The sequence below is a fragment of the Chitinophaga sp. genome, assembly GCF_039596135.1.
In the GTDB taxonomy this organism is placed as follows: domain Bacteria; phylum Bacteroidota; class Bacteroidia; order Chitinophagales; family Chitinophagaceae; genus Chitinophaga.
The window spans coordinates 153,649-179,789 of sequence record NZ_JBCNKH010000004.1; the positions used below are offsets into that span (position 1 = coordinate 153,649).

Sequence of the window (26,141 nt, forward strand, 5' to 3'; positions counted from 1 at the left end):
TATTTTCGTAGGTTAATTGGAATATTATTCTATACAATATGAACCCGGGTAACAACACAATTAAAAAAGATATCGCAACCGAAATTGCGCTGGACGAAAAAGACATCGCCATCCTCCAACTGCTGGAAGAAGATGCCAAGATGACCATCCGCGACCTGGCAGCGCGTCTTAACCTGAGCGCTACCCCGGTTTACGAACGCATCCGTAAGATGGAACAGGCCGGCGTTATTCGTCAGTATGCTGCCATCGTAGACCCCAGTAAGATCGATAAGGGCCTTACCGTATTATGCTACATCTCTCTCAAAGAACATGGTAAAAAAGCGGGTAGCAAATTCATCAAGGAAATCACTTCCTTTCCGGAGGTGCTGGAATGCCTGAATATCTCCGGCCAGTTTGACTTTATGCTGAAAGTACAGGTAAAAGATATGATCGCTTACCACGACTTCAATGTGAACAAACTGGGTGAGCTGGATAATATCGGCCACATGGAAAGCGTGTTCGTAATGTCTGTGATTAAAGCAACGCATCGTGTTGTATATTAATTCAGCACCATGATTATCCGTTATCCGGAATATACTAAAGACTTTAACTGGACTGTATTACAATCCGATACTTACACCTATGCCAAATACAAGAAGGCGATTGGTGCACATAAGCGGATCATCTTCCTAAAAGAACATACTATTCTGTTTGCGCTTGCGGGAAATAAAAATATCTTTCTTGGAGATGAAGTGCTGCATGTAAATCCATCCAGTATTGTTCTGTTGAAACGGGGCCTCTATGGTATGACAGAGGTGGTGCCGGACGGGTTTGAATACGAAGCCCTGCTTCTCTTCTTCCCGGATAATATTCTGCAAAATTTTCTTCGTCAGCACCAGCTACAACCTGATAAAGTTATCTCCGATCCACGATCGTATGTAATGCTGCCTACCAGCGATCTGCTGCATAGTTTCAGAGAGCAATATATGCTGTTCTTTCAGCATCGTGCGGAGAACATGGAGGCCATTTTACAACTGAAAATACAGGAAGCGTTTTTATTGTTGCTGGCGGGAGAGCACAGAAATACCATCCTGAATTTCTTTCACAGCATCACGCATGCACAGCCTGCAAATATAGAATACATCGTTAATACCCACCTGTTACAGCCCCTTACATTAGCAGAACTGGCGCAGCTTTCAGGCCGTAGCCTCGCCTCTTTCAAGCGTGATTTCCAGCAATATTTCAATTGCTCCCCCAAGAAATGGATCAATGAAAAAAGATTGGCCCATGCCCGTATGCTACTGCTCAATGATGATATGAATGTATCCGAAGTAGCATTGGCCTGTGGCTTTGAAAATGTACCGCATTTTATAAAGATCTTCAAACAGGAATTTGGAGATACCCCACACTCCCTCCGAGCTAAAAAAGCAATAATCTGAGCTTTTAACGTTATTCCTTCCCTCCTCTTCCGGACTAATTTTGCTGATATAAATTAAACATTATGTCAAAAGCAGTCGTATTAAGATTCAATGAAGAAGTCCTTGTAAAAGGCAATATGCAGGTATTTGAAGAAATAGTGTCTCCGTCATTTACCAATCATACCGCTCCTGCAGGTACAGACAAAGGGAAAGCCGGTCTGCTGGCTTTTTATCACAATGTGATGAAGCCTGCATTTCCAGATATGACGATAGAGATTCATGAGATGTTTGAAGAAGGTGATACCGTTATTACAAGAAAAACTATTCGCGGCACGCTGGGTATTCCTTTTATGGGTTTTGAAGCTGGTAAAAAAGTAGAGATGCCGACTATCGATATTGTGAAAATAAAGAATGGTCAATATGTAGACCATTGGGCAGAAAGGCATATTCAAATTGCAGATTAATGCTTACATTAATAACATGAATCGTAAGCATTTTCTTTCTTCTCTTGCCATCACATCGCTGGGGCTTTCCGCATTTTCTCATCTTCCTGCTGCTGTTGAGGAAGATGAGAATCTTACTATACTGCCACCCTATCTCAAACCCGGTGATACTATTGGTATTACCTGCCCGGCGGGGCACATTACGCAGGAAGAAATTATACCTGCTATCCGCATTATGCAAAGCTGGGGGTTCAAAATCCGGATAGGAAATACGGTTGGGAAAAGTGATTTTAGTTTTGGTGGTACAGATGCGGAGCGGTTACAGGATTTGCAGGAGATGCTGGATGATTCTTCCATCCACGCGATCATGTGTGCGAGAGGTGGGTATGGCTGCGCCCGTATTATCGACCAGGTTAATTTTAATAATTTCCGGCAGCATCCAAAATGGGTGATTGGATTTAGTGATATCACTGTATTGCACTGCCATATCAATCGCCTGTTTGGTATTGCATCTTTGCATTCTAAAATGTGTAATAGTTTTCCCGATGATTTTGCAAAGGCAGAAGCTGTGGTACAGGAAACGATTCTTTCTATTCAGCAGGCGCTTACAGGTAAACCTATGCAATACCTGACACCTGCGGATGCGAATAATCGCATTGGTACAGCAAAAGGGGTGCTGATTGGCGGCAATCTATCTATGCTGGCAAGTGTATTGGGGACCAATTCAGAGCCCAATACGATTGGTAAAATTCTCTTTGTGGAAGAGGTGAGTGAATACCTCTATTCCATTGACCGTTATTTCAATAGTTTGCAGCGTGCGCATAAGTTGGATAACCTGGCAGGGCTTGTTATCGGTGGATTTAATAAGCTAAAGCCGGATGATCCGGGAGAGGAATTTGGGAGAACTGTATATGATATTGTGAAAGAGAAGGTGAAGGATTTTCCTTATCCTGTTTGCTTCAATTTTCCGGTAGGGCATCAAAGAGGGAATTATGCGTTGAAGTGTGGGGTGATGCATCAATTGGAGGTACAGAATAACCGGGTATCTTTGAAGGAGATTGTTAGTGCATGAAAAATACAACGAGTGGATGGAAAGTGATTACAGACTGGCTCGCCGCCAGAGACCGGCAGCCTTTTGCTTTCCAGGAAGAAGCCTGGACTTATTACCTGCAAGGCAAATCCGGCCTTGTCAACGCCCCTACCGGCTACGGTAAAACATTTTCTCTTTTCCTGGGTGTGGTGATCGACTGGATCAACCGCCACCCGAAAGACTACTCATCCAAATCTAAAAACGGGCTGCAACTACTATGGATCACGCCGCTACGGGCGCTGGCCAAAGACATTGCGCGTGCTATGGAAGAGGTTTTACAGGAGCTGAACATACCCTGGCAGGTAGGTATCCGGAGCGGTGATACACCTGTATCTGCCCGCGCTGCTCAGAAAAAGAATATGCCTGAAGTACTGCTGATCACCCCTGAAAGCCTGCATTTGCTGATGGGACAAAAAGAATATCCAAAAGTCTTTACCTCCCTCACTACTGTGGTGGCAGATGAATGGCATGAATTGCTGGGCAGCAAACGTGGCGTGATGATAGAATTAGGTCTCAGCCGGTTGAAAGGATTAGCGAAAAAAGAAGGACGTGGGCCATTGAGGATCTGGGGTATTTCGGCCACTATTGGTAACCTGGAAGAAGCCATGGATGTGCTGCTCGGTACGCCTGATCCGGAGGCGGTCATTGTACGCGCAAAACTGGGTAAGAAAATAGAGCTGCAAAGTATTCTCCCCGATGAGATAGAGAAATATCCCTGGGCAGGGCATTTGGGTACCAGGCTGCTCTACAAGGCACTGCCCATTGTCAATGAGAGCCGTACTACTCTGATCTTTACAAACGTACGTTCACAAACGGAGATCTGGTACCAGGAGATATTGCGACAATGTCCTGATCTCGCTGGTGCACTGGCACTTCATCATGGCTCTATTGACATGGAGTTGCGTATCTGGGTAGAAGAAGCTCTTCATACGGGTACGCTCAAAGCTGTGGTATGTACTTCCAGCCTGGATTTAGGAGTAGACTTTCGGCCTGTAGATACGGTGATCCAGGTAGGAAGCCCCAAAGGCGTAGCCCGCTTTTTACAACGCGCAGGCCGTAGCGGACACCAACCCGGTGCTACCAGCAAAATATGGTTTCTACCCACACATAGCCTTGAGCTGGTAGAAGCTGCAGCCCTTAAGTCAGCCATCGCACAACAGGTGGTAGAAAGCCGAATGCCTGTTATTCTTGCCTACGATGTATTGCTACAATACCTGATGACGCTGGCTATTTCTGACGGCTTCCATGCGCCTGAAATATGGGAAGAAGTGACGGGCACCTTTTGTTTTCGGGATATTACGGCGGATGAGTGGGAATGGATCCTGGCATTTTTGAATACTGGTGGTGAAGCGCTTTACAGTTATGACGAGTTTAAAAAACTGGATAGAGAGGGTGACTTTTTTATTTGTCGTAGTCGTATGCAGGCCATGCGTCACCGTTTACATATTGGGGTCATCGTCAGCGATGCTATGTTGAAAGTAAAGTTCATGGGTGGCGGGTTTATTGGCATGATTGAGGAATGGTTTATTGCACGCCTTACGGCCGGCGATACTTTCAGTTTGGGTGGGCGTATCCTGGAGTTTGTTATGATCAAGGATATGACTGTATTGGTACGCAAGTCCAATGCGAAAAAAGCAATTGTACCCAGCTGGATGGGAGGACGACTGCCCCTTTCGCCCAGCCTGGGGAAAATATTGCGGGAAACTTTTAACGAAGCACTTTCTGGTAATACAACTGAGCCTGAATTACAGGTATTACAACCCCTTTTCAATCTACAGGAATATCTCTCACATGTGCCCAGGGCCAATGAGCTGCTGATAGAAATGATTCATACAAAAGATGGTTATCATCTGTTCGCCTATCCGTTTGAAGGAAGACTGGTGAATGAGGTAATGGCTACATTGCTGGCTTACAGGCTGAGTAAACGTACCCCGATTACTTTTTCCATTGCTATGAATGATTATGGTTTTGAATTATTGTCTGACCAGCCTATCCCTCTTACTCCGGATGATGTATATGAATTGTTTTCGTTAGATAACCTGAACATCGATTTGCAGGCCAGCGTGAACTCTACCGAGATGGCCCGTCGCAAATTCAGGGATATTGCGGTGATAGCAGGACTAATATTCCAGGGGTACCCGGGCAAACATAAACAAAGCCGGCATCTGCAATCGTCGGCTTCTTTGCTGTTCAATGTATTTACGGAATACGATCCACAGAACCTCTTGCTGAGACAGGCTTTCAATGAAGCCTTTTTTTACCAGATGGAAGAAGCCCGATTAAGAGAATGCCTCGACAGGATAAATAACAGTAAAATTGTGATCACTTACCCGGAAGAGCTGACGCCTTTTTGTTTTCCAATAAAGGTGGATAGTTTGCGTGAACAACTGACCAGTGAAAAACTGGAAGACAGGATAAAAAAAATGCGCCCGGAATTTTAATAAAATCGGAACTTGCAAAGATCTATGGACGAAGTGATTTATAATTTCAGGAATCAGACGTGGCTGTTATCGGCCCACCGCGCTGTTTTCTGGAAAGAAGAGCGGGCTTTGATCGTATCAGATCTGCACCTTGGTAAGTCCGCACATTTCAGGAAGGCAGGTATTGCCGTTCCTTCCAATATCGGGCAGGAGGACCTGTACCGTTTACAAAAACTCATTACTGTTTATCATCCTGCACAGGTGATTATTGTGGGCGATATGTTTCACAGTAGTCATAATAACGATGTGCCTTTGTTCAAGTTGTGGAGACAGCAGTTTCCGCATATCCGGTTTAAGCTGGTGAAAGGGAATCACGATATCATGGCGGAGCAGGTGTATACAGATATTGATGTGGAGGTGTATGATGAATTGCAGATCAATGAAATTCATTTTGCGCATGAGCCATGTGCGGAAGGAGATGATTCGAAATATACTTTTTCCGGTCACATTCATCCGGGTGTGGCGGTGTCAGGTGCTGGCAGGCAACGGCTCCGTTTGCCTTGTTTTTATTTTGGGCGTAATTGCAGTATTCTGCCTGCATTCGGGCGGTTCACAGGCTTAGCAATGCTGGATGCGGAGGAGGCTGATGCTGTATTTGTTATTGCCAATAACAGTGTTCTAAAGATTAGTTAAAACAACATGCTGATTGCTTACGATCCCATATTTGCACACCCATTACCTGAAGGCCACCGTTTTCCTATGGCAAAGTATGAACTGATTCCTGCACAGTTGTTGCGCGAAGGTGTTGTTACTGCAGGTCAGTTTCATCAACCTGCGCCTGTGAGTGAAGAGACGATCCTTTTAACACATACTGCTGCATACTGGGATAAGTTGAAAAATCAGCGATTGAGTGAAAAAGAAGTACGTCGTATAGGTTTGCCGCAATCACCGGAGCTCGTGATGCGGGAGCGGGTGATTTGCCAGGGAACGATTGACTGTGCACTGCATGCGCTGGATCATGGCATTGGTCTGAATGTGGCGGGTGGTACGCATCATGCATTTGCGGATCATGGAGAAGGATTTTGCCTGATGAATGATTTTGCGGTAGCTGCCAACTACCTGTTACATCACAAACTGGCAGGTTATGTGATGATCATAGACCTCGATGTACACCAGGGGAATGGCACTGCTGCTATATTTAAGGGCAATAAAAGGGTGTTTACATTTAGTATGCATGGCGAGCATAATTATCCATTTCATAAAGAAGAATCTGTATGGGATGTAGGGTTGCCTGACGGCACTACAGATGAAATATATCTTCGAAAATTGGCTGATTGTTTGTCATTTTTATTCGCCAGAGAAAGGCCTGATTTTGTTTTTTATTTATCTGGTGTGGATATCCTGGCGACGGACCGTTATGGCAGGATGAAAGTAACCGAAGATGGATGCCGCTGCAGAGATGAATTGGTCTTAAATACGGTAAAACATTATGGAATTCCCTGTGCGGTTGCAATGGGGGGAGGGTATTCACCGCAGCTGAGGCATATTGTAAATGCGCATTGTAATACATTCAAAACAGCGGCAGCCATCTTCTGATATTCTCTAAGAACGGCGGTATTTAGCTTACGATCTTCCAAAGCATAAAGTCCTGGGTGGCGTTGATGAACCTATGCCACGTTCCTGCGGGTACAAAGAGATAATCACCTGAGTCGATGTCTATGACGCTATCCTTGTACTGTACTTCTGCACATCCTGACATGACGATGTACGTTTCATTTTGTGAATCCGCCTCCTGTGTGTAAACATCCTCAGGCGATAACAATACTACCCTCATTGTATTGTGTTCCCATAGGGTCACAGCTGCTTCTCCACTGTTTTCCAGTTGGCGCAATGCGTCAACGAATGCTATACGCATAGTTCAATCTTTGAGATAATTAAGAAAAGGGGGTTGGAGTAAGTAGTTATTTAAAATTCTTTACCTGGTTATTTTGATATCCTTTTTAAGTTGATTGGATTGGATTTGCTTTGTTAGTTTGATTCATTTGGCAGCGACATGCGTCTTCCTGTGCATAGCCTTCCCAATGCTTAGAAGTCTATGCATGTTATTTTTGAAAAAGTAAATAGCGGTTGTAATTAATTCCGGGCCTTTTTCTTCAGCAAGTTCACCTGGTCCTGGAGATGGCTCACCATATCTGCGAGGTGGTTCACGCTCAGCCGGCTTTGTGGAGCGGCTTTGCTGATCACTGCGTCGGACTGCCAGAGTTCCAGCACTTCTTCCATTCCTACGGAATAGGGTTCAAATTGCGGGTTATCAGATACCAATGTCAGTTTGCCTTTATTGCGGTTGCTCTTCAACAAACGTTTATACACAATTCCTTCCCTGCTTGTCACCACAATATAGGCTTCATTGTTACGGATATCTTCCCAACCGTCTACTTTGTGGCATACGATAACGGATCCGGAGGGTGTAGGTAACATAGAGTCACCAGCGATTTCGAAAGCCCTGTAGCTACCGGCGCCCATCATAGGGAGGGTAAAGGTGTTCAGTTCTTCGATGAATTCATCATCATTATACCCCGCCAGGTAACCGGCTGCTGCTTTTACAGGTACAAATTCAATGACCTGGCGGCTATTGCCCAGTTTTTGCTGGCGGCGCTTTTCGAGGAATGTATCTTTTTGGGAGCCAACATCACGGCGGAGCAGATCGTCAATAGACACCCGGAACATATCGCTGACCAGTTCCAGCACTTCTGTACGGGGCTCTGCACGCTCTTCTTCATAAGCTCCCAGGAGGGAACGTTTGATCCCTAATTTATCAGCAAACTCCTGCTGCGTCCATCCTTTCTGCTTACGCAGAAACTTTAAATTGCGGCATACAACTGACATAATCTAAATTATTTAGTAGAATTACTAACAAATTTAGTATATAATTTTTGGAATAACCAAATAAATCCGGTGATTCTCACTTATTTTTGTCAGGAAAATCCAACTCAAGATTTATGTATACCACATTGCTGATTATTCACTCGCTGTTAAGGTGGGCAATTTTACTGGCTGGCATTTGGGCCGTGTTCCGTTCATGGAAGGGCGTTAGTGGCAAAACACCTTTTACAGGTGCCGACAATAAGGCTGGTTTATTTTTTATGATTTTCTTTGATTTGCAGTTACTGGTAGGTCTCGTGCTGTATTTTGCAGCCAGTCCGCTGGTGAAAACGGCCCTTTCTAACATGGGTGCTGCAATGAAAGACAGTGTTCTTCGCTTTTATGCTGTTGAGCACATTACCATGGGAATATTAGCATTTGTGCTGGTACACATTGGTCGTGCAAAAGTAAAGAAAGCATCAACTGATGCACAGAAACACAAGAAAGGATTGATCTTCTTTGGTATCGTGCTGGTTTTGGTATTGCTCCTTACTCCATGGCCTTTCCGCCAGGTATTCACAGGTCAGGGATGGTTGTATTAACCGATACGATTCTTTCAAAAAATACAGAGGGGCTGATGTGATTACATCAGCCCCTTTTACTTTCGTCGTTTTTTCATCATTGTCACCCCTGATCCGTATGATATAAACGGAATGAATAGATATACGGCAATGCTGCCAGTATAGCTCCTATAAAAAGCAATAAAAATACCCCCGTTACGACAGGTAAAAAGAACCCCATCCCGAAGGTGGCGATACCCGTCCACATCCATAGATTGCCCGCCATCAGATGCGTTTGCTGCCATATTTCCGTGTTTTGCAGCGTCCACGGTGTACGTACCCCCACAAAATAATTCGGTTGTAATCTGCGTAAATAGACCCCAATTATGGCGATTAATATACCCACTCCTGTAAACACCCAACGCTCCATTATAAATGACCTGCCCTGGCTGACCATCCAGATAATTGCTCCGGTGAATACTGCGAGGTATATGTGAATAGAGAAGCGGATACGATAGTATTGTTGTCGCTGCAGGCGCTCATTTGCTTCAGGAAAATCTGCATGATCCACGTGGGGTAAATAACGAAATAGGAAGTATAACATGAGATTGGTGAGGAAAAGGAAGGTCATCAGCAACAAGAAATCACTTTTAGATCCTAGCCGTTCCGGTACGCCTGTGATGCTGTAGTTGTTAGGAAAGAAGTCTGGCAATGAGGGCCAGATGATTCCCAGGTATGCCATCGGCATCAATAGTAAGAGTAACAATAATAGTTCCTGTCCTAAATCCGTCTTTTTCATAACAACATGGATTTGGTGTAAATGAAATGCGACAAATACTATACCGTTGACATATATATTACAACTGTAAAGAGCGATTGTTGTATTTGCTGTTGAAAAACTCATTCGCTTTCGGCAAATGAGTTTTTCAACAGGACGGAGCTCCTGCGGAGACCTGAATTTACCACCGGGGCTTTCCCCTCACAATCACCATAAAAAAAGGTCGTCCCCTTGGCTGGAGACGACCTGTTCCTTTATAATTCTTTCTAAGACTATTCCAGATCAAACAAACCTTTGTTCAGCAATTGGAGTGTTTTCTCCTTATGCTGACCACCAATCAGGATCGAAATATTATGACGGCTACCGCCATAAGATATCATTCTCAAAGGCACTTCATTCAGCGCTTCGAACAGTCTCTTCAGGATAGAAGGCGTTGCTGCTACTTCATTACCCACGATAGAAACGATGGTCTGATGGTGATCCAGTTCCACAGAACCAAACGGCTGCAGTTCTTTCAGCAGCTGATCCAGCTGTGGTGTATTTTCTATAGTAAGGGAAACTGCTACCTCTGAAGTGGTGATCATATCAATAGGTACACGGTATTTCTCAAATACTTCGAAGATTTTACGCAGGAAACCATATGCCAGCAGCATGCGGCTGGATTTGATCTTGATCGCGATGATACCATCCTTGGCTGCTACCGCTTTCACCCCATCGCCACTTGGTAACTCGGTGATGATAGTACCATGTGCCTCTGGCTGCATAGTGTTCAGCAACTTCACCGGAATGTTGAAGTGCTGTGCAGGCCAGATGGAGGCAGGATGCAGAATCTTGGCGCCAAAGTATGCCAGCTCCGCAGCCTCGTCAAATGACAGCTGATCGATCGGGAAAGTTTTCTTTACTACACGTGGGTCGTTATTGTGCATACCGTCGATATCTGTCCAGATCTGTACTTCTTCTGCCTGAATAGCAGCACCGATCAAAGATGCAGAATAGTCACTACCACCACGTTTCAGGTTATCTATCTCCCCTCTGTGATTACGGCAGATATAACCCTGTGTAACGAATACCTTTTCTCCTTTATATTTATCCAACAGGTTGCCCAGGCGGATCTTGATCTTTGGAATTTCCGGCTCTTCATACTCGTCAATACTCATGAAATCCAGCGCTGGCAGCAATACGGATTGAATACCCGCTTCTTCCAGATATACACTGAACAGTTTGGTAGAGAGTAATTCACCCTGCGCCAGGATATCCTTATTCAAAGCCTCGTTGAAGCTAATCTTCAGGATGATGTTCAGGAACTCAAAATGCTCGTCAATAACAGCACCAGCCTTTGCGCGTGCTTCAGGCTGCTTCACCAGCGCCTCAATAAATGAGCGGTAGTGAGCTTCCAGCTTATCTATCTGCCCCTTAGCCTGCTCCTTTTTACCTTCAGACAAGGATTGTCCTATCTCAACCAAGGAATTGGTGGTACCGGATAATGCAGACAACACCACGATTTTGGGAGCGTCATCAGCAGTCACCAGTTGGGCCACGGCATGCATGCGTTCAGGTTTACCTACCGACGTGCCGCCAAATTTTAAGATCTTCATTACTGTTGTATTGTTATGTGTTTGACGTAACTCTTATAAAAAAGCGCAAGTTCGCGCTTAATTCCTGACTTTAAAAGCTCAATTTAAATTTCCCCCCAACTTCTCTCAGATCTTTTACCACCGGATCCAGCAATGGAATACCTCCCTGGCGGCGATGTGCTTCCATTTCACGTTCAGGATCGCCAGGAATCAATACCTGCTCTCCTGCTACCGGTTTTGCATTTCTGAAGCGGGTAATCCACTTGTCCATATGCTCCTTGAACTCGTCTGCAGGCCGGAATGCGTCGATGCGCATGGCCCCCAGGAAGTGGCCCAGCCCCTCTCCTACAGGATCAGGTGCCAGTGGCAGGAAACTTACGAACGGTGGCGCCCAGGGACCATAATTGGCACCTGACAGCACTGCTGAAAATATATCTACGATTGCTCCCAGGCAATATCCCTTATGGCTACCGTGTTCACGGTCGCCCCCCAGTGGCAGCAGGGCACCGCCATCTTTGAGTTCATGTGGATTGGTGCTGGAATGACCTTCTTTGTCCTGGATCCATCCGGTTGGTGCCTCCTGGCTTTTGCGTTGCAAAATTTCCAGTTTGCCATTGGCTGCCGTAGTAGTGGCGAAATCCGCTACAAAGGCAGGCTGAGTTTTGGCAGGGATCGCCACGGCGATAGGGTTGGTACCCAGCATACGCTCTGTGGCAAAAGTTGGCGCTACCAATGGACTGGCATTGGTCATAGCCATGCCAATCATATCTTTATCCAGCGCCATCATGGCATGCTGGCCGGCGATGCCGAAATGGTTGGAGTTTTTTACGCTCACCCAGCCACTACCCACATTGGCAGCTTTGGCAATCGCTACTTCCATGGCGTAAGGGGCTACGACCAGGCCAAGGCCACGGTCGCCATCAACTACAGCGGTACTGGGGGTTTCATGCACTACCCGGATGTTTGGAGTAGCATTTACACGACCATTTTCCCATAGGCGTACATAACCGATCAGGCGTGCTACCCCATGAGAGTCAATCCCCCTGAGATCTGCTGACAATAAAACTTCACTGGCTGTAGCTGCATGTTCGTCTGAACAGCCCATGCGTTTAAAAACTTCCTGGGTAAATTCCCTTAAATGAGGATAGGAGAAAATCTGGCTCATGATGGATTTCCGTGCTATTGATTTTTGTATCAGTTGACCTGGTCCTGTTTTATGCCTGGGCGGTAGGGCCTCCAAAGTTCATAGGGAGGGATACCGGCTCCTGGTCCTGGATAGGGCCGTGAATCGATTCGTATTTCTTGATATTATCCAACATTGCCTTCATAAAGCGTTTTGCGTGCTGAGGGGTAAGGATAATGCGGGATTTTACCTTTGCCTTGGGCATTCCGGGCATTACATTCACAAAATCGACTACAAATTCCGCATTGGAGTGGGTGATGATCGCCAGGTTTGCGTATACACCTTCTGCAATTTCCTCGGTCAATTCTATGTTGAGCTGGGCTTGTTCGTCCTGCTGATTTTCCATGTTCAGTTAAATTTTCGGTACAAATGTAAAAAAGAGGATGTAAAATAAATTCTAAAAAAGAAATTGGCCGGGGAGGTGGCCTGCGGCAGCACGGATTTCTCTAACAAAAAAACCGGTGACTACCGTTCGGTAGCCACCGGTTTTGCCAGATAATTATTTCCCAATTACTGTGCATCCCACCAGACTCTCCTCGTCAAAGTCGTATTGGATGGGGTATTTGTATTATACCTCACCTCACTGCTCGGATAAAACAGTGACCTTGGCAGTGCGCCATTCAGCACATTCCCGGTAGGGGCAGTCAGCGCAGGATAACCGGTTCTGCGCCAATCTGTCCAGGTTTCGGGGCTTAAGAACAATGCAATGTACTTTTGTACCATAATATCCTGCAGGGTAATATTTGCAGCTGTCTTTTGCACATTTGCCAGATAATCTGTACTATCTACCGTTCTCAACAGGTTTGCTGCCACCGCATCATTGTAAGCCGTAGCTGCGGCGGCCTTGTTGCCATTACGGAATTGTGCCTCCGCCTCGATGAACTTCAACTCATCATATGACATAAAATACACAGGAGAACTCTCAGAACCATATAGTGCCCCCAACAACGTACTGTCTGATGTATCAAAATACACCCCATACCTGTCGTCTTCCGCGGCATACATGAGATCATTCAGGTAACCATCAAATGTGATATCCGCACGCTGGTCATTGAACTGAAACCAGGGACTCTGTGTCGTTACCGCATTACTACCCACAAATGTGATATTGGCCCCCTCACCTGCCGCAAAACCACTAGAGATCTGCGCCAGGCAATTAGTCAGCGCTGATGTATTCACTTTTACCGTATGCAGGTAAAACTTTGCTTTCAGTGAATGCGCGAATTTAACCCACAAAGTCAGATCACCTTCATACATCAGGTCATCCGATTTGCTGGGTTGAAATTCTGAACCATCGTCTGCACTTAAATAGGTGATGGCCCTGTCCAGCAAACTCTGAAGCGTATCATACAGCTGCTGCTGTGAATCGTATTTAGGTGAGGTATTACTCAATCCCTTAAACGCCTCCGTATAAGGTACATCTCCCCAGAAATCAGTTACCTGGCCCAGATTCACTGCCATCATGATCATCCCGATTCCTGCATAGTGCAATTGCCCATCTGTCAGCGCAATTTTGATCAGGGTATCAGTATTCGACATGATACTAGCATAAAATCCTGCGTTCCACATATTGTCCACATCATCTGGTGTCAGGTTGTAAAGACTGTAATTCGCAGATTGGTTGGCGGCACCTGTCGTTTGCTGCATAAAGAGAGAAGCAAACCTGGAAGGATCGCCGCCCCAGTTATACGCGGAGGCCAGTTCCACACCCGCTAAAATGGAAGAAGGGGTGGGATCGTGCAGCTGGGAAGGATCTTCATTGATTCCATTATAAAAATATGCCCGTTTACAGCCTCCCGCCACTATTATCAATATCAATGCAGGTATGATAAAGTTTATTGTACGTAACATGATCTTACTTTTTTTCGGTTTAGAAATGGAACTTCAAATTCAGACCAAAACTGGCTGTACCAGGCATATTGAAGTAATCAATACCCTGTGCATTTGTAGCACCTGTCAAACTTGTTTCCGGGTCAATTCCCTTATAGGGTGTCCATAAAATGATGTTACGTGCAAACGTACTTACCGTGATACCCCTGATAAATTTCGATTCCCTGAATCCTTTGAAATCATAGGATAAGGTCACTTCGCGCAGTTTTACATAAGAACCGTCATCGATGAAGGTTTCTGTCTGTGCACCGAATCCACCGCCATTCCCCAGGTACCAGTTTTGATCCAGTGGTACAGCTGTGGTATTGACTGCACCTGCACCCGCTACCTCTGAACCACCTTCTGTATGCACTAATTCACCTGCATCATTCAGGTGGCCCATCACGCCGCCAAATGTATGTTCAGTCTCCCTGTTCAAGGTATATTTGGATGTGCCTATTGCCATGAGTGATCCACGGGTACCGTCCCAAATGTCACCCTTGCATTTCCAGTCAATCAGGGTATACAGTGTAAATCCTTTATAGCTGAAGGTATTGCCCCACCCCATCAGGAATTTAGGGTTAGGATTACCGACTGCCTTTTGTTCTGTAGATACTACCGGGTAACCGAAGTCATCACTCTTATCGCTGATTACCACACGTCCCTGGCTATCCCTGAGCCATCCATATGCATAGATGATACCTGCAGGTTGATCAGGCAGGTGTGCGATCACGGTACCGGTAAAACCATTGACGGTTATCTGGCTGATGCCGGGCGCCAGTTTCAGTACTTTACTCCGGTTCATGGAGTAGTTAATGTTCATATCCCAGGTAAAGGGCCTGTCTGCAAGGATCTTACCGTTTAATGTAACTTCCACTCCATTGTTCCGGATACTGCCCGCATTCAGGGTCACGAACTGGAAACCGGAGGTACCTGCAATCGGTGATTGTACAATCAGGTCAGTACCTTTTGAATAATAATAGGTCGCATCCAGCCCCAACCTGTTGTGGAAAAACTGCAATTGTAAACCAGCTTCGTAGGATGTTGTTTTCTCTGGCTTCAGATCTGGGTTGCCCAATACATTGTCAAGGAAGAAACTACCTTTACTATCATAGGGGAAAGAGATACCTGATGTATAACCATCTGCAAATGTAGTAGGTGCAAAGAACGACCGGGTACGGAACTCACCGGGGTCTTTACCTACCTGCGCTACTGATACACGGACCTTACCAAAATTCAATACATCATTATCCTTCAGCCCTTCCAGCTCTGTGAATACCCAACCTAAGCTGGCAGAGGGATAGAAGAAGGAATTACTATTTTTGGGCAATGTAGAAGACCAGTCATTACGTCCTGTTATTTCCAGGAACAACATAGATTTGTAATCCAGGTTGATATCAAAATAACCGGAGACCCTTCTATAGGGCGTCACGAAATTATATGACTTCTGTACGGTGGCATTGCTGATATTGTCATACCCCGGGGCTGTCAGCCCATCGCCTTGTGTATACAACTCATCCAGCTTACGGGAGTAATAGTTGTTACCCAGCTTTACATCGAGCCTGAAGTCTTTGGAGAGTTGTTTTGCCCATGTCAGGATCGCATCTGAGTTCACACTCCTGTAAGTATACCTGTCGTCAAATACACGACCGCCGGAATAGGCACCAGATTGTATTTCATAATACTGGTGACGGTTATCCTGGTATACGTCCGTACCTACCCTATAAGTAAGAGAGAGGTCTTTCCAGATATTCCAGTCTACCTGTGTACTACCTATGAGACGATTGACTGATGTGGTATATGGGTTTTTATTGATGGTCCAGTATGGATTATCATATATGCCATTCCTATATGATCTGACTAACCCGTTTGACAATAAATAGGTCTTAGGATCATCCGCTTTTAGTCCGCCATTGGAGTTATCAAAATCGATAGGTGTTCTGGTCAGACCCAGCATAATACCAGAGGTGTTACTACCGTTCTGTGGCATATTACCCCCATCGTTTGTGTAGTTCAGGTTGCCGGATACTTTCACCCTGTCAGATATCTTCAAAGTACCTGCCATGGCGATGGAAGTACGGGAATAGCTTTGGACTGGCACGATAGAATTCTGGTACATGTGAGAAACAGACATGCGGTAAGTAGCTGCATCTGTACCACCTGTAAAGGAAAGCGAATTGTTGTAAGTCGCCCCCGTACGCCAGAAATCTTTGGTATTATCATAAGGCACGAACTTCGTTTTTGCAGCAGCATTAGATGCACCTACCACATTACCATGTCTATCAAATTCGTTTGCATTACCATCCCAGAAAAGTGTATCGATATTGGCGCCCCAGGAATAACGGGTGGAAGAAGAGAACGGTGCAATGGCGCCACTTAATCCTTTTACATATTGCTTTTGAATACCCGGCAGGCGGTTCACTACATCAAAGGAAACCCCTGTGCTGAAATCAACCTGCATCCTGCCGGCCTTTCCTTTTTTAGTAGTGATGATAATAGCACCGTTCGCTGCATCTATACCATACAAGGCAGCAGCGGCAGGACCTTTCAGCACAGAGATGCTTTCGATATCTTCAGGGTTGATATCTGCACCACGGTTCGTATTGGTAGCACCCTGCAATAGATTGTTTGTACCGTCAGACGGGTCACCGGAATAGTTTTGCCCGTTATCCACAGGAATACCATCTACTACAAAGAGTGGTTGGTTGTTACCTGTGAGGGAGTTTGTACCTCTTAGTTTGATGAAGGTAGCGGCGCCGGGTGTACCACCAGAACCGATGACCTGCATACCGGCTACTTTGCCTGACATTGCCCTGAGTGCGTCACCCTGGCTGGCTTTGGTGAGTTCATCTCCTTTTACATCCTGTACAGCATAGCCGAGTGCTTTCTTTTCACGCCTGATGCCGAGACCTGTAACGACTACTTCCTGCAGATTCTGATTGTCCTGTGCCAGGGAAACGTTGATGACCCCGCCACTACCTGCGGGAACTTCTTTCGAGGAATAGCCGACGCTTCTTATTTGAAGTATCGCATTGTCCGTGTTGAGGGTTAACCTGAAATTACCTGACTGGTCGGCGGTAGTCCCCTGGTTGGTTCCCTTTACCTGGATGGTGGCAAAGGGGACGGGGCCTCCATCAGGACCGGTGATTTTACCGGTTACCACACGTTGTTGTGCATGCAGTCCTGTGGTGAGAGAAAAAATAATGAACAAGGTCAGTAAGTGTTTTAACATAACGATGCAGATTTATTATGTTCACCATATGGCATGAAGAGGACGCATACCGCATAGCGGTATGGGTTCACACGGTATGGCCTAATGAAAAACTTACAAGTACAAGTACAAATAGAAGTATCCTGACGGCTTTGTATCAGAATATGGTCGTTCCTTTAGATTTTTAGTTTCCGTAAAGCATTAAATTACTATTATAACATACGGTAATTATAAATGGTTCAATTGCGGGGATTGCCGGGTCGGTTGAGGAGATGATTTGCCTGGGGCAGGGCGCTTTAAGCAAAAAAAGGTTACCGGTAAAAACCGGCAACCTTTTCTTATTATTAGGGTATTGCTTATTAATATAAATCCCAGAACAACTTCGTCTCAACCACATCACCACCAATGGCAGAAGCTGCCTGGTTATAGTTCGTGGTGTTCAGGTTCTGCTCTGCAATCGGATATGTGAAACGCACAGGATATCCGGACTGTGCCTTTGGCGGAGGATTCAGTTGCGGGTAATCCAGGTGACGCTGTGCAGTCCATGCATCGAACCCACGATTGTACAATGCAATCCATTCCTGCATACCAATCTTCTGCTTCCAGTCACCCGCAGCAGTCAGATAATTTACGTCTGTTCTTAACAGGTAGGTCGTAGCATCCTCTTCTGTACCACCCCAGTAAAGGATAGAATTGGTAATCGCATTGTTATAATGTGTAATTGCGGTGCCACCCACAGCCCAGCCTCTTTCCACAGCTTCTGCCCGGATGAATTCTACCTCTGAGTAATCAATGAATACACCAGGCAGATCTTTCTTTTCCATCAGCTCACCGGGATGTGAATAGTTTGCATAAGGGCTCTTCACACCATTGGTACCCCCTTTATAAATACCACCAATTGTAGTGAAATAGAATGGTCTTCTTGGATCTTCTACTGAGTTGATATAATCAACAAAGGTATTTGAACCTACGAAGTCCTGACGTCCGCTCTGCACCAGGTCTTCCCACAGTGGGTTGGTATTTGGGGGAACCGTTGAATAAGGGAATTTTGCATATTCACCCTGTGTATCAAATGCACCTGCAGATGCTGCTGTTACAACAGTCTGTGCTGTAGCAGGATCGATATCTGCCAGCAAAATACCCAGGCGTAGTTTCAATGAGTTTGTAAACTTTTTCCAGTTTGCAATCTCATCGCTGCTGAACAGCATATTAGATGTACCCATACCTTCTGCACTTTCATCGAAAGCAGCCAAATCTGCATCCAGACGGGCTAACAGGTCAGTATAGATGGTATGTGCATCATCGTATTTGTTGAAAATATTATCAGAGTTCAGTGATTCTGAATAAGGCACATTACCAAATGTATTTACCAACACCGAAGTACCATATACTGACATCACATCAATCTGTGCCAGCATATTTTTCTTCACGGCAGCATCGGTACTTTCATCAGCTTCCAGGATAGTTTTGGCTTCTTTCAGATCCATGAGTGCATCTGTGTAGAAAGCATCCCAGAAGTTATCAGGAATGGTCCTGGTTACAAGGTTATAGTTACTCTCATCGATGTAAGTCGTTTCTGTCCATTGCTGCACAATCAGCCTGAAGATGCCCAGGTTTACGTTTGTGCTGGTGATCGCATCTGCCATTTCTTTGGTCGCACTGGCATACAGGGCAGATGCACTCACGGTGCTGGGTTTATTTGGGTTTGTATTTAAGTCGGTAATGTTCTTTGTACAGGATACCGTAGACAGTATACCCATTGCAGCAAAGGAACCGTATATGATATATTTTTTCATGATTGCTTTTTTACTTTTTTTAAACATCTGATCTCACTGTTAGAAACGTAATCTCAGGTTAGCACCAAAAGTTCTTACAGAAGGGTAGCTACCCACCATAAAGCCCTGTGCGTTACCGGAGCTCATTGCATCATCAGGATCTGCGTAAGGCATGTTCTTGTGGATAATCCACAGGTTACGACCTGTCAGTGAAAGATCTACTCCTTTGAAAGGATTGATGTGCCTGATTACAGATGTTGGTAAAGAGTATGTCAGCGATACTTCACGCAGTTTTACATAGCTCGCGTCGTATACGAATGCTTTGTCAGGATTGTAGTAGTAACCATAAGTACCGTATTCGTTTGCAATACGTGTAGCATTTGGTTTACCATCTTCAGTTACACCAGGCAGGATCACACCACCACCTTCGCTGAGTGGTGCTCTCGACTCATTGCCCAGATCGTTGAGTTGTGCGGTTTCAGGAAAGAGACCTGTAGCCAGACCGTAGTACATATCCATATTGAACATGTCGCCACCATGACGTACATCTATCAGGAAGCTCAGTGCTATATTCTTATACTTGAGTGTGTTGGAGATACTACCAATCCAGTCAGGGTTTACGTTACCGATGGTGTGGTTGGACGTACCAGTTATTTCATAGTAACCATCTGCATCTACTACCTTCTGACCATCTTTGTAAATGAAGTCAGAACCAGTGATGGTACCGTAAGGTTGACCTACTACTGCATTCACAGTAATACCGCCCTGGAAGTCACCCAGCTGCAGCTTGTCAATACCAGGCAATGATACCACCTTGTTGCGGTTGCGGGACCAGTTTACATTAACTGTCCAGGAGAAGTCTTTTGTTTTTACAGGTGTACCGAATACAGACAATTCAATACCCTGGTTCTGGATGTCGCCGGCGTTGATTACTTTATAATCATAACCAGTAGATGTGGATACTGGTAATGGTACGATCTGGTCAACAGTATTTTGTTTATAGTATGTTGCATCGAAACCTAAACGGTTATTCAGGAAAGACATTTCCAGACCGGCTTCGAAGCTCCTTGTTTTTTCTGGTTTCAGATCAGGATTGTACTTGGTACCACCTACTGAACCTAATGCTACCCCATCGATACCGGTTGGTACGTCGTAATAGTTTTTAGTATACAGTGGAGGTGCGGTGTTACCCACTTCTGCCCAGTTTACCCTCACTTTACCATTGGATAACCAGGTAGCTTCAGGGATCAGCTTGGAGAATACAAAACCAAGAGAGGCAGAGGGATAATAGTAACTGTTGTTGCCTTTAGGGAGTGTGGAAGACTGGTCTCTTCTCAGTGTCAGATCCAGAAATAATAATTCTTTCAGACCGAAGTTAGCCGCAGCATAAATACCATCTACTTCTTCCCTGGTAGAGATTTCGGTAGGTGCTTCCATCGGGTTAGCAGTATTCAGCAGGGCATACAGACGAGGGATGAGGAGACCGCCGTTAGTAGAAGATAAGATAGAGCTGATATTAGTCTGTCTTACGTTTCCACCCAATATACCTTTGAAGGTCAGGTCCTGGGTGATATTTTTATTAAAGTTCAGCATCAGGTCGTAGTTATACTCGCTGAATGTACGTTTGAATTCGCTGAATTTGGATACGTCGATAGAACCGATGGCAGATCTTTCTTCCTGGTGTTCATTGTAGTTATCCAGTGATACACGACCAACGATGTCTAACCAGTCAGCTGCTTTATAGTTCAGACTGATGTTGCCGAAGTTACGGGTACGACCATCAGTTTCATAGTTTTCATACCTGGTCCAGTAAGGGTTATCCCAGAAGATAGGATTCAGCGCACCTACATCTGCCTGGTTCCAGGTGATGTTGCGCTTTTCAATAAAGTACATGTCTTTTTGTTCCTTCACATCTACGTTGGTTTCCCACCATTCCCTCACGTTTGTCATCAGGTTTTTGGAATCATAACCTGTACCGTAGCGGCCCAGACCATCGATGATAGAAGAGTTGACAGAAGCGCTGGCGGTTAACTTGTTGGAGATGTTGTAAGATGCACCGAAGTTGATGAGATCTTTTGCGATACGGCTATTAGGCATAATACCTTTGTCTATGAATTTGGTATAGCCGAGTTTGAAATAACCTTTATCGCTGGCACCATCTACAGTGATACTGTTGTTAGTACCTACTGCTGTTTCGAACAGTGCGCTTGGATTGTTGCTGGCAGCAACCCATGGACGGGTCTGCATGTAGTAAGGAGACTTGTTATAGAAAGCATCCCAGTGGTACACCTGTAAGTTCGGATCGAACTTACCACCATAGGAAGCATCTTCTGTAACGGGTACTACGCGGTCATCTACACCATCACCGTTTACATCGGTGTAGTAGAAGTAACCATCAGGAGAACCGTAACCAGAGCCATAACCCGCACCATATTTATTTTGATATTTTGCAAAAGTAGAAGGGTCGTATTTGCCTATATTCACCCCACTGTTGAGGGTGACACCCAATCCTCTTGTACCTTTTTTGGTAGTGATCATTACCACACCATTTGATGCACGGGAACCGTACAATGCAGTAGCAGCAGCACCTTTCAGTACGCTCACTGATTCTACGTCGTCAGGGTTGATGTCTGCAGCAGCGTTACCATAGTCATAACCACCAGCACCTTCTTTCTGATCGGTAGTGTTGGTATTAGAGTTATCGACAGGTACACCGTCTACCACGAAGAGGGCCTGGTTGTTGCCCGTAAGGGATTTGGCGCCACGCAGTACGATATTGGTGGAACCGCCCAGGGTGTTATTTTTACGGATTTCAAGACCTGAAACTTTACCTGCCAAGGAGGTGGTAATGTTTACATCTCTTGTCCTGTTTAATTCTTCAGGAGCAACTGTCTGTGCAGAGTAAGGCAGTTCGTTTTTGTTTCTCTTTACGTTGAGGGCGGTTACTACTACTTCCTGGAGGTTCTGGTCATCAGATTTCAATGCGACGTTGACAGTACCGGATGAACCTACCGGAATGTTCTGTGCTACATACCCTACGCTGCGCACAATCAATACGGCATCTGGTTTTGCGTTCAGTTTGAAAAATCCATCCTGATCTGTAGTTGTCCCAGTGTTTGTTCCTTTGATTTGTACAGTAGCAAAAGGTACAGGTGAACCGTCCGGGCCGGTGACTTTTCCTGTAACCTGGCGCTGTTGCGCATACGTCAGGGTTACACTCACCATGAGCATGGTGAAAAAGAGTAACGCTCTTTTCATAAACGATTTAGATTTTAGTTGACAATAAAATTTTTATATAGGTACCCCTAGTTCAATGAGTTTTTCAAATCAATAAGTTTTTTCAGAATACAGTTTAGCTGTTGTTATTACGATTTAGTTGTTATTACGATTTAGTTTTTGTTTTAAAAATACCATCCGGGATGAAGGCGGCAAGAACCTGGATGGTAGTTTGAAGCGTAGCGATCAGATTATCCTTGTTTCATAAGCAAAAGCGTACTGTCGTATGCTATACCACTGTACACAGGTTGACAAATTATTCTCAAAATATAAACAGGATAAAGAGTTACTGGCCTCTTTCATGATTACGATTTAGATTTTGGTTGAAGAGCACAATTTAGAGAAAATTTTTACTCACCACCAAGAAAAATTTAACCTTTTTTTAAGAGGGTAATTTTTTTTCATATGTATACAAATTATTTGCAATATTCTATAGACGAAAATTTAACATTCAATAACACTTCTGTTTCTGCAATATTTTAGCGTTTTAATGCAAATTTTTTGATTTTATAATCAGATTTTGGTCGTTTTTTAAAACATTATGAAACTTTTTCCTTGATAAGAAGGTGATATCTTTTTGTTCTCACCAGATGATATATGTCATGTTATACTATACAGTATAGACAACCTGTATAGTCACAGGCCCCTTTATTTCAATTCTTGCCCATGCCTGCCAATGTTTCTTTTGTTTCCACCTGATTGTACAACTTTGCTTCGCTCCTTTGCCATATAGTTGTGATAAATTAAAATCGTATAGCACGCTTCTGTCAGGAATGTAAAAACGGGTAGCTGTACCTCCGGTGCTGTACCAGGTGTAATTCAGTGTGCAGCGTAGTGGCCATTGGGGTAGTTGCCAGATCATTTCCTGCTGATAGAGTCCTCCATACTGGTTACCGCTATCATCCTGCCAGGTGTTTGCTTCTATGCGTGTTTTCCAGGTCCAGCCTTTGGCTGGAGACAGGGAGAGTTGAAAACGGTAGTTTTCATGGCGGGTTTGAATCATGGGGGGAATAAATGCATCGCCTTTGGATTGCTGATATTTTTGTTTGTATTGGTACCTGAAGAAGAGTCGTGTTTCTTTGTCAGGCGTATATGTCAGGGATGCAAATAATTCCTGTCCATCTGCTGATGCGGTGGTTTTATATTGCAACCAGGGAAAGTGGAAGATGTCTGCATAGGCATCCAGTTGCCAATGTTTTATAGTATGGATGCTGATGCCTGTGTATAGTCCTTCTTCATTGACAGGGTTTGAGTTTTCGCCCATGGCACTGGCGTGAATGGATTGATAGGCAGTGTTGTATTTTCTGTAAAACAGGGCAAGGTCTGCGATCTTACCAACACTTGCCAGCATGCCAAGGATTGTAGATGTGCTGTGATTGATAGCAAGCTCGCCGAATAGATGATAGTTACGCAAAGAAATGGCATAATCCATGCCGATATTATGATTTAACCAATTAATACCAACGTGGGCTTGTGGCAAAACGTAAGATATATTTCCGCCATGCTGCTGTAAAGAAAGGATAGCTGTGGTTTCCCAATGGCCTTGTTGCAAAGTAATAGCCGCACCTCTGTTGTCAGTAACAGAGGTGGATGGCCTGATTATTTCTCCTTCTCTTTTGATGTGTGTAATCAGGCTGCTTTTGCCTGGTGCGTAGGCTTGCCAGTTAATCAATCCCTGCCCCATGTTTATAGTGAAGTCACCAATAGCTAATGCTTTTATTTTTTTATAATTCTTAATGAAATAGTAAGCACCATAACTATCTTTTTTCACCTGTATGCCTATGGTGGAACTACGGTATCGCAACAGATCATTTCTTACTAAGCATGTCATTGAACTTTTGTCTGTCTGGCTGCTTTCCGCTACCGTTATATAAGGTAATATCAGCTGAATAGTCGCTTCATCAAACCCAGGCACCGCCTGCAATTCATAGATACTTAACAACTTCCCGAATTGCTTTTTATAATTGATCAACTCATCAATTTGCAGGGTCGTCAACAACCCTAATGAAGTCAGTTGAGCTACATCTGCATTGTTCAATGACAAAGGATGTTTTCGGTATACTTCCAGCTGCTGCCACTGCATATCATCATTCACAATATCATCTTCCTGTCTTGCATATATTGACAATGGTATGCACATTAATATCAATGTAATTATTTTCACACTTGCCATATGATCGTTGTTCCGGGTGAAAAACCTAATTGCGGATGATGGGCTGCATATACTTTTACAAATAGTTTCTTTAGTTCAAATGACACTGCCATATTCCTTTGCATGGGGTCACTACACCAGTCTAATTCCATCAGGAACCGGGGGATAAACGCGTACTCGCACATTACCTTCAATGCAGGTGGTAGTCCATTCTGTTGGATCATAGCCGTGCTTAGTAAGAAGCTTTCACTGGCTTCATAGCCTAATCCTGCGGAGAAGATGACAGGTACATCAGGTGTATTGACCGGGTTAAATGCATGGAGCCCTAAAAATAACCGGGGCATAATTTGCAGCAATGTACCTGTTTCTGCCGTCAGCGCGTGGGTACTGCCATAACCCATCGTCGTAGTATTCAGGTAATTCACCTGCATCCCTACACTACACTTCTCTCCCATATTGTGACTGTAAGCCAGGCCGAATAATTGTTCATGATAAGCACGAAATCCGGTCTGCTTCAGCATGCCTGCAAAGGTGCCGGAATGGGTAGGCCACGCGCCAGCGAGCGTGTGAATACTGAGTGCATTTAGTAAAAAACGCCTTTCCGTATTCACCCCGATAGCAGCGCCCTTCAGCCAGGTAAGCCCCGCCTGGTTTTGTAGTGCTGTAAAGAGTTGTTGATGGTGTTTACTATAAGTACCTGCAATAGGTTGGGCACAAATGGTGAGCATGCACCAGGTGCAAACAATGGTAACAACAATGGATTTCATATATAGAAGTTACAAAAAAAATGTCTCACACTTTCGGTATGAGACATTTTTTTTTGCAAAGCCCGCGGTGCTGAAATTGTAAATCAGCCTGCAGCTTTCTTATCAAAACAGCCCGTGTAGCTGTGAATCTATCTTTGATATAATCTCTCCTAAATCTTCATCACTCTCCGGAAACTTATTCTTATCGATATCAATGATCAACAAAGGTCCTTCGGTATATCTCTCTATCCAGTTATTATAATATTCATTTAGTCGCTTCAGATAGTCCAGCCGGATATTCTCCTCATATTCCCTACCTCTCTTTTGAATCTGGGCTACCAGGGTAGGTACAGAAGCTTTGAGATAGATCAGCAAATCTGGTGGTTTCACCATCGATTTCAGCGTCTCGAAGAAATTAAAATAGTTGTCAAAGTCGCGCTTTGTCATCAATCCCATTTCATAAAGGTTAGGGGCAAAGATGTGCGCATCTTCATATATGGTACGATCCTGGATCACAATGTTATTGCCATTCTGAATATCCAGTAGTTGTTTCAATCTTCCGTGCAGAAAATATACCTGCAGGTTGAAGGACCAGCGGGGCATATCTTCATAGAAATCATTAAGATATGGATTATGCTCTACATCTTCAAACTGGGGGTCCCATTTGTAGTGCTTTGCCAGCATTTCAGTAAGTGTGGTCTTACCGGCACCAATGTTCCCGGCTATCGCTATGTGTTTGAGCTTGTTATTTTTTGCCATGATGTATCGAGGTCACTAATCATTTATTTGAAGGCAGCGAGCAGCA

21 protein-coding genes are annotated in these 26,141 nt (G+C 44.7%); 8 read left to right on the top strand and 13 right to left on the bottom strand.

From position 1 onward, the window contains the following. The first annotated feature begins 38 nt into the window (after window positions 1-38). From ABDW16_RS04950 to ABDW16_RS04980, 7 genes are all read left to right on the top strand, one after another. Window positions 39-542 (top strand): Lrp/AsnC family transcriptional regulator, encoded by a 504-nt coding sequence (locus ABDW16_RS04950; protein WP_343668122.1) that lies wholly within the window; start codon window positions 39-41, stop codon window positions 540-542. A 9-nt stretch (window positions 543-551) separates the two neighbouring features. Then, window positions 552-1,418, top strand: a complete 867-nt coding sequence (locus tag ABDW16_RS04955; protein WP_343668123.1) for an AraC family transcriptional regulator — start codon at window positions 552-554, stop codon at window positions 1,416-1,418. 62 nt (window positions 1,419-1,480) lie between these two features. Further along, a complete protein-coding gene (locus tag ABDW16_RS04960) occupies window positions 1,481-1,861 on the top strand; it encodes an ester cyclase (RefSeq protein WP_343668125.1) in 381 nt (126 codons plus the stop codon). Window positions 1,862-1,877: 16 nt separating this feature from the next. Continuing rightward, window positions 1,878-2,912: an LD-carboxypeptidase gene (locus ABDW16_RS04965; RefSeq protein WP_343668127.1), complete on the top strand. Its 1,035-nt coding sequence runs from the start codon at window positions 1,878-1,880 to the stop codon at window positions 2,910-2,912. After that, a complete protein-coding gene (locus ABDW16_RS04970) occupies window positions 2,909-5,371 on the top strand; it encodes a ligase-associated DNA damage response DEXH box helicase (RefSeq protein WP_343668128.1) in 2,463 nt (820 codons plus the stop codon). Before ABDW16_RS04965 ends, ABDW16_RS04970 begins: the two co-directional genes overlap by 4 nt. A 12-nt stretch (window positions 5,372-5,383) precedes the next feature. Then, the gene (gene pdeM / locus ABDW16_RS04975; RefSeq protein ID WP_343668129.1) at window positions 5,384-6,043 is read left to right on the top strand and encodes a ligase-associated DNA damage response endonuclease PdeM; all 660 of its coding nucleotides are present in this window, start codon (window positions 5,384-5,386) and stop codon (window positions 6,041-6,043) included. A 6-nt stretch (window positions 6,044-6,049) separates the two neighbouring features. After that, window positions 6,050-6,946, top strand: a complete 897-nt coding sequence (locus ABDW16_RS04980; RefSeq protein WP_343668131.1) for a histone deacetylase — start codon at window positions 6,050-6,052, stop codon at window positions 6,944-6,946. Between the two features lie 22 nt (window positions 6,947-6,968). On the opposite strand, the gene ABDW16_RS04985 is transcribed toward ABDW16_RS04980, so the two are convergent. Together ABDW16_RS04985 and ABDW16_RS04990 are read right to left on the bottom strand one after the other, a co-directional pair. Next, the gene (locus ABDW16_RS04985) at window positions 6,969-7,265 is read right to left on the bottom strand and encodes a cupin domain-containing protein (protein ID WP_343668132.1); all 297 of its coding nucleotides are present in this window, start codon (window positions 7,263-7,265) and stop codon (window positions 6,969-6,971) included. Between the two features lie 218 nt (window positions 7,266-7,483). Next, window positions 7,484-8,236, bottom strand: a complete 753-nt coding sequence (locus tag ABDW16_RS04990; protein WP_343668134.1) for a LexA family transcriptional regulator — start codon at window positions 8,234-8,236, stop codon at window positions 7,484-7,486. 113 nt (window positions 8,237-8,349) lie between these two features. On the opposite strand from ABDW16_RS04990, the gene ABDW16_RS04995 reads away from it, so the two are divergent. Then, the gene (locus ABDW16_RS04995) at window positions 8,350-8,814 is read left to right on the top strand and encodes a hypothetical protein (protein ID WP_343668136.1); all 465 of its coding nucleotides are present in this window, start codon (window positions 8,350-8,352) and stop codon (window positions 8,812-8,814) included. An 82-nt stretch (window positions 8,815-8,896) separates the two neighbouring features. Here the strand turns inward: ABDW16_RS04995 and ABDW16_RS05000 are convergent, their stop codons facing one another. The 11 genes from ABDW16_RS05000 to ABDW16_RS05050 all read right to left on the bottom strand — a co-directional run bounded on the left by ABDW16_RS05000 (window position 8,897) and on the right by ABDW16_RS05050 (window position 26,095). Continuing rightward, window positions 8,897-9,571: an SdpI family protein gene (locus ABDW16_RS05000; RefSeq protein WP_343668137.1), complete on the bottom strand. Its 675-nt coding sequence runs from the start codon at window positions 9,569-9,571 to the stop codon at window positions 8,897-8,899. A 251-nt stretch (window positions 9,572-9,822) separates the two neighbouring features. Next, complete coding sequence (locus tag ABDW16_RS05005) at window positions 9,823-11,145, bottom strand: aspartate kinase (RefSeq protein ID WP_343668138.1); 1,323 nt, start codon at window positions 11,143-11,145, stop codon at window positions 9,823-9,825. Window positions 11,146-11,215: 70 nt separating this feature from the next. Continuing rightward, window positions 11,216-12,289, bottom strand: a complete 1,074-nt coding sequence (locus tag ABDW16_RS05010; protein WP_343668140.1) for an Ldh family oxidoreductase — start codon at window positions 12,287-12,289, stop codon at window positions 11,216-11,218. Window positions 12,290-12,338: 49 nt separating this feature from the next. Then, a complete protein-coding gene (locus ABDW16_RS05015; protein ID WP_343668142.1) occupies window positions 12,339-12,653 on the bottom strand; it encodes a DUF3467 domain-containing protein in 315 nt (104 codons plus the stop codon). A 164-nt stretch (window positions 12,654-12,817) separates the two neighbouring features. Next, the gene (locus ABDW16_RS05020) at window positions 12,818-14,158 is read right to left on the bottom strand and encodes a SusD/RagB family nutrient-binding outer membrane lipoprotein (RefSeq protein ID WP_343668144.1); all 1,341 of its coding nucleotides are present in this window, start codon (window positions 14,156-14,158) and stop codon (window positions 12,818-12,820) included. A gap of 19 nt (window positions 14,159-14,177) precedes the next feature. Beyond that, complete coding sequence (locus ABDW16_RS05025; RefSeq protein WP_343668146.1) at window positions 14,178-17,408, bottom strand: SusC/RagA family TonB-linked outer membrane protein; 3,231 nt, start codon at window positions 17,406-17,408, stop codon at window positions 14,178-14,180. 338 nt (window positions 17,409-17,746) lie between these two features. Next, a complete protein-coding gene (locus ABDW16_RS05030; protein WP_343668147.1) occupies window positions 17,747-19,183 on the bottom strand; it encodes a SusD/RagB family nutrient-binding outer membrane lipoprotein in 1,437 nt (478 codons plus the stop codon). A gap of 39 nt (window positions 19,184-19,222) precedes the next feature. After that, window positions 19,223-22,420 carry a SusC/RagA family TonB-linked outer membrane protein gene (locus ABDW16_RS05035; RefSeq protein WP_343668148.1) on the bottom strand — a complete coding sequence of 1,066 codons (3,198 nt, stop codon included), beginning with the start codon at window positions 22,418-22,420 and terminating at the stop codon, window positions 19,223-19,225. Window positions 22,421-23,048: 628 nt separating this feature from the next. Continuing rightward, on the bottom strand, window positions 23,049-24,578 hold the full coding sequence (locus tag ABDW16_RS05040) for a helix-hairpin-helix domain-containing protein (protein ID WP_343668149.1): 1,530 nt from the start codon (window positions 24,576-24,578) through the stop codon (window positions 23,049-23,051). Window positions 24,579-24,598: 20 nt separating this feature from the next. After that, a complete protein-coding gene (locus tag ABDW16_RS05045) occupies window positions 24,599-25,357 on the bottom strand; it encodes a hypothetical protein (RefSeq protein WP_343668151.1) in 759 nt (252 codons plus the stop codon). 102 nt (window positions 25,358-25,459) lie between these two features. Then, window positions 25,460-26,095 (bottom strand): deoxynucleoside kinase, encoded by a 636-nt coding sequence (locus ABDW16_RS05050; protein ID WP_343668152.1) that lies wholly within the window; start codon window positions 26,093-26,095, stop codon window positions 25,460-25,462. Window positions 26,096-26,141: the final 46 nt, after the last annotated feature.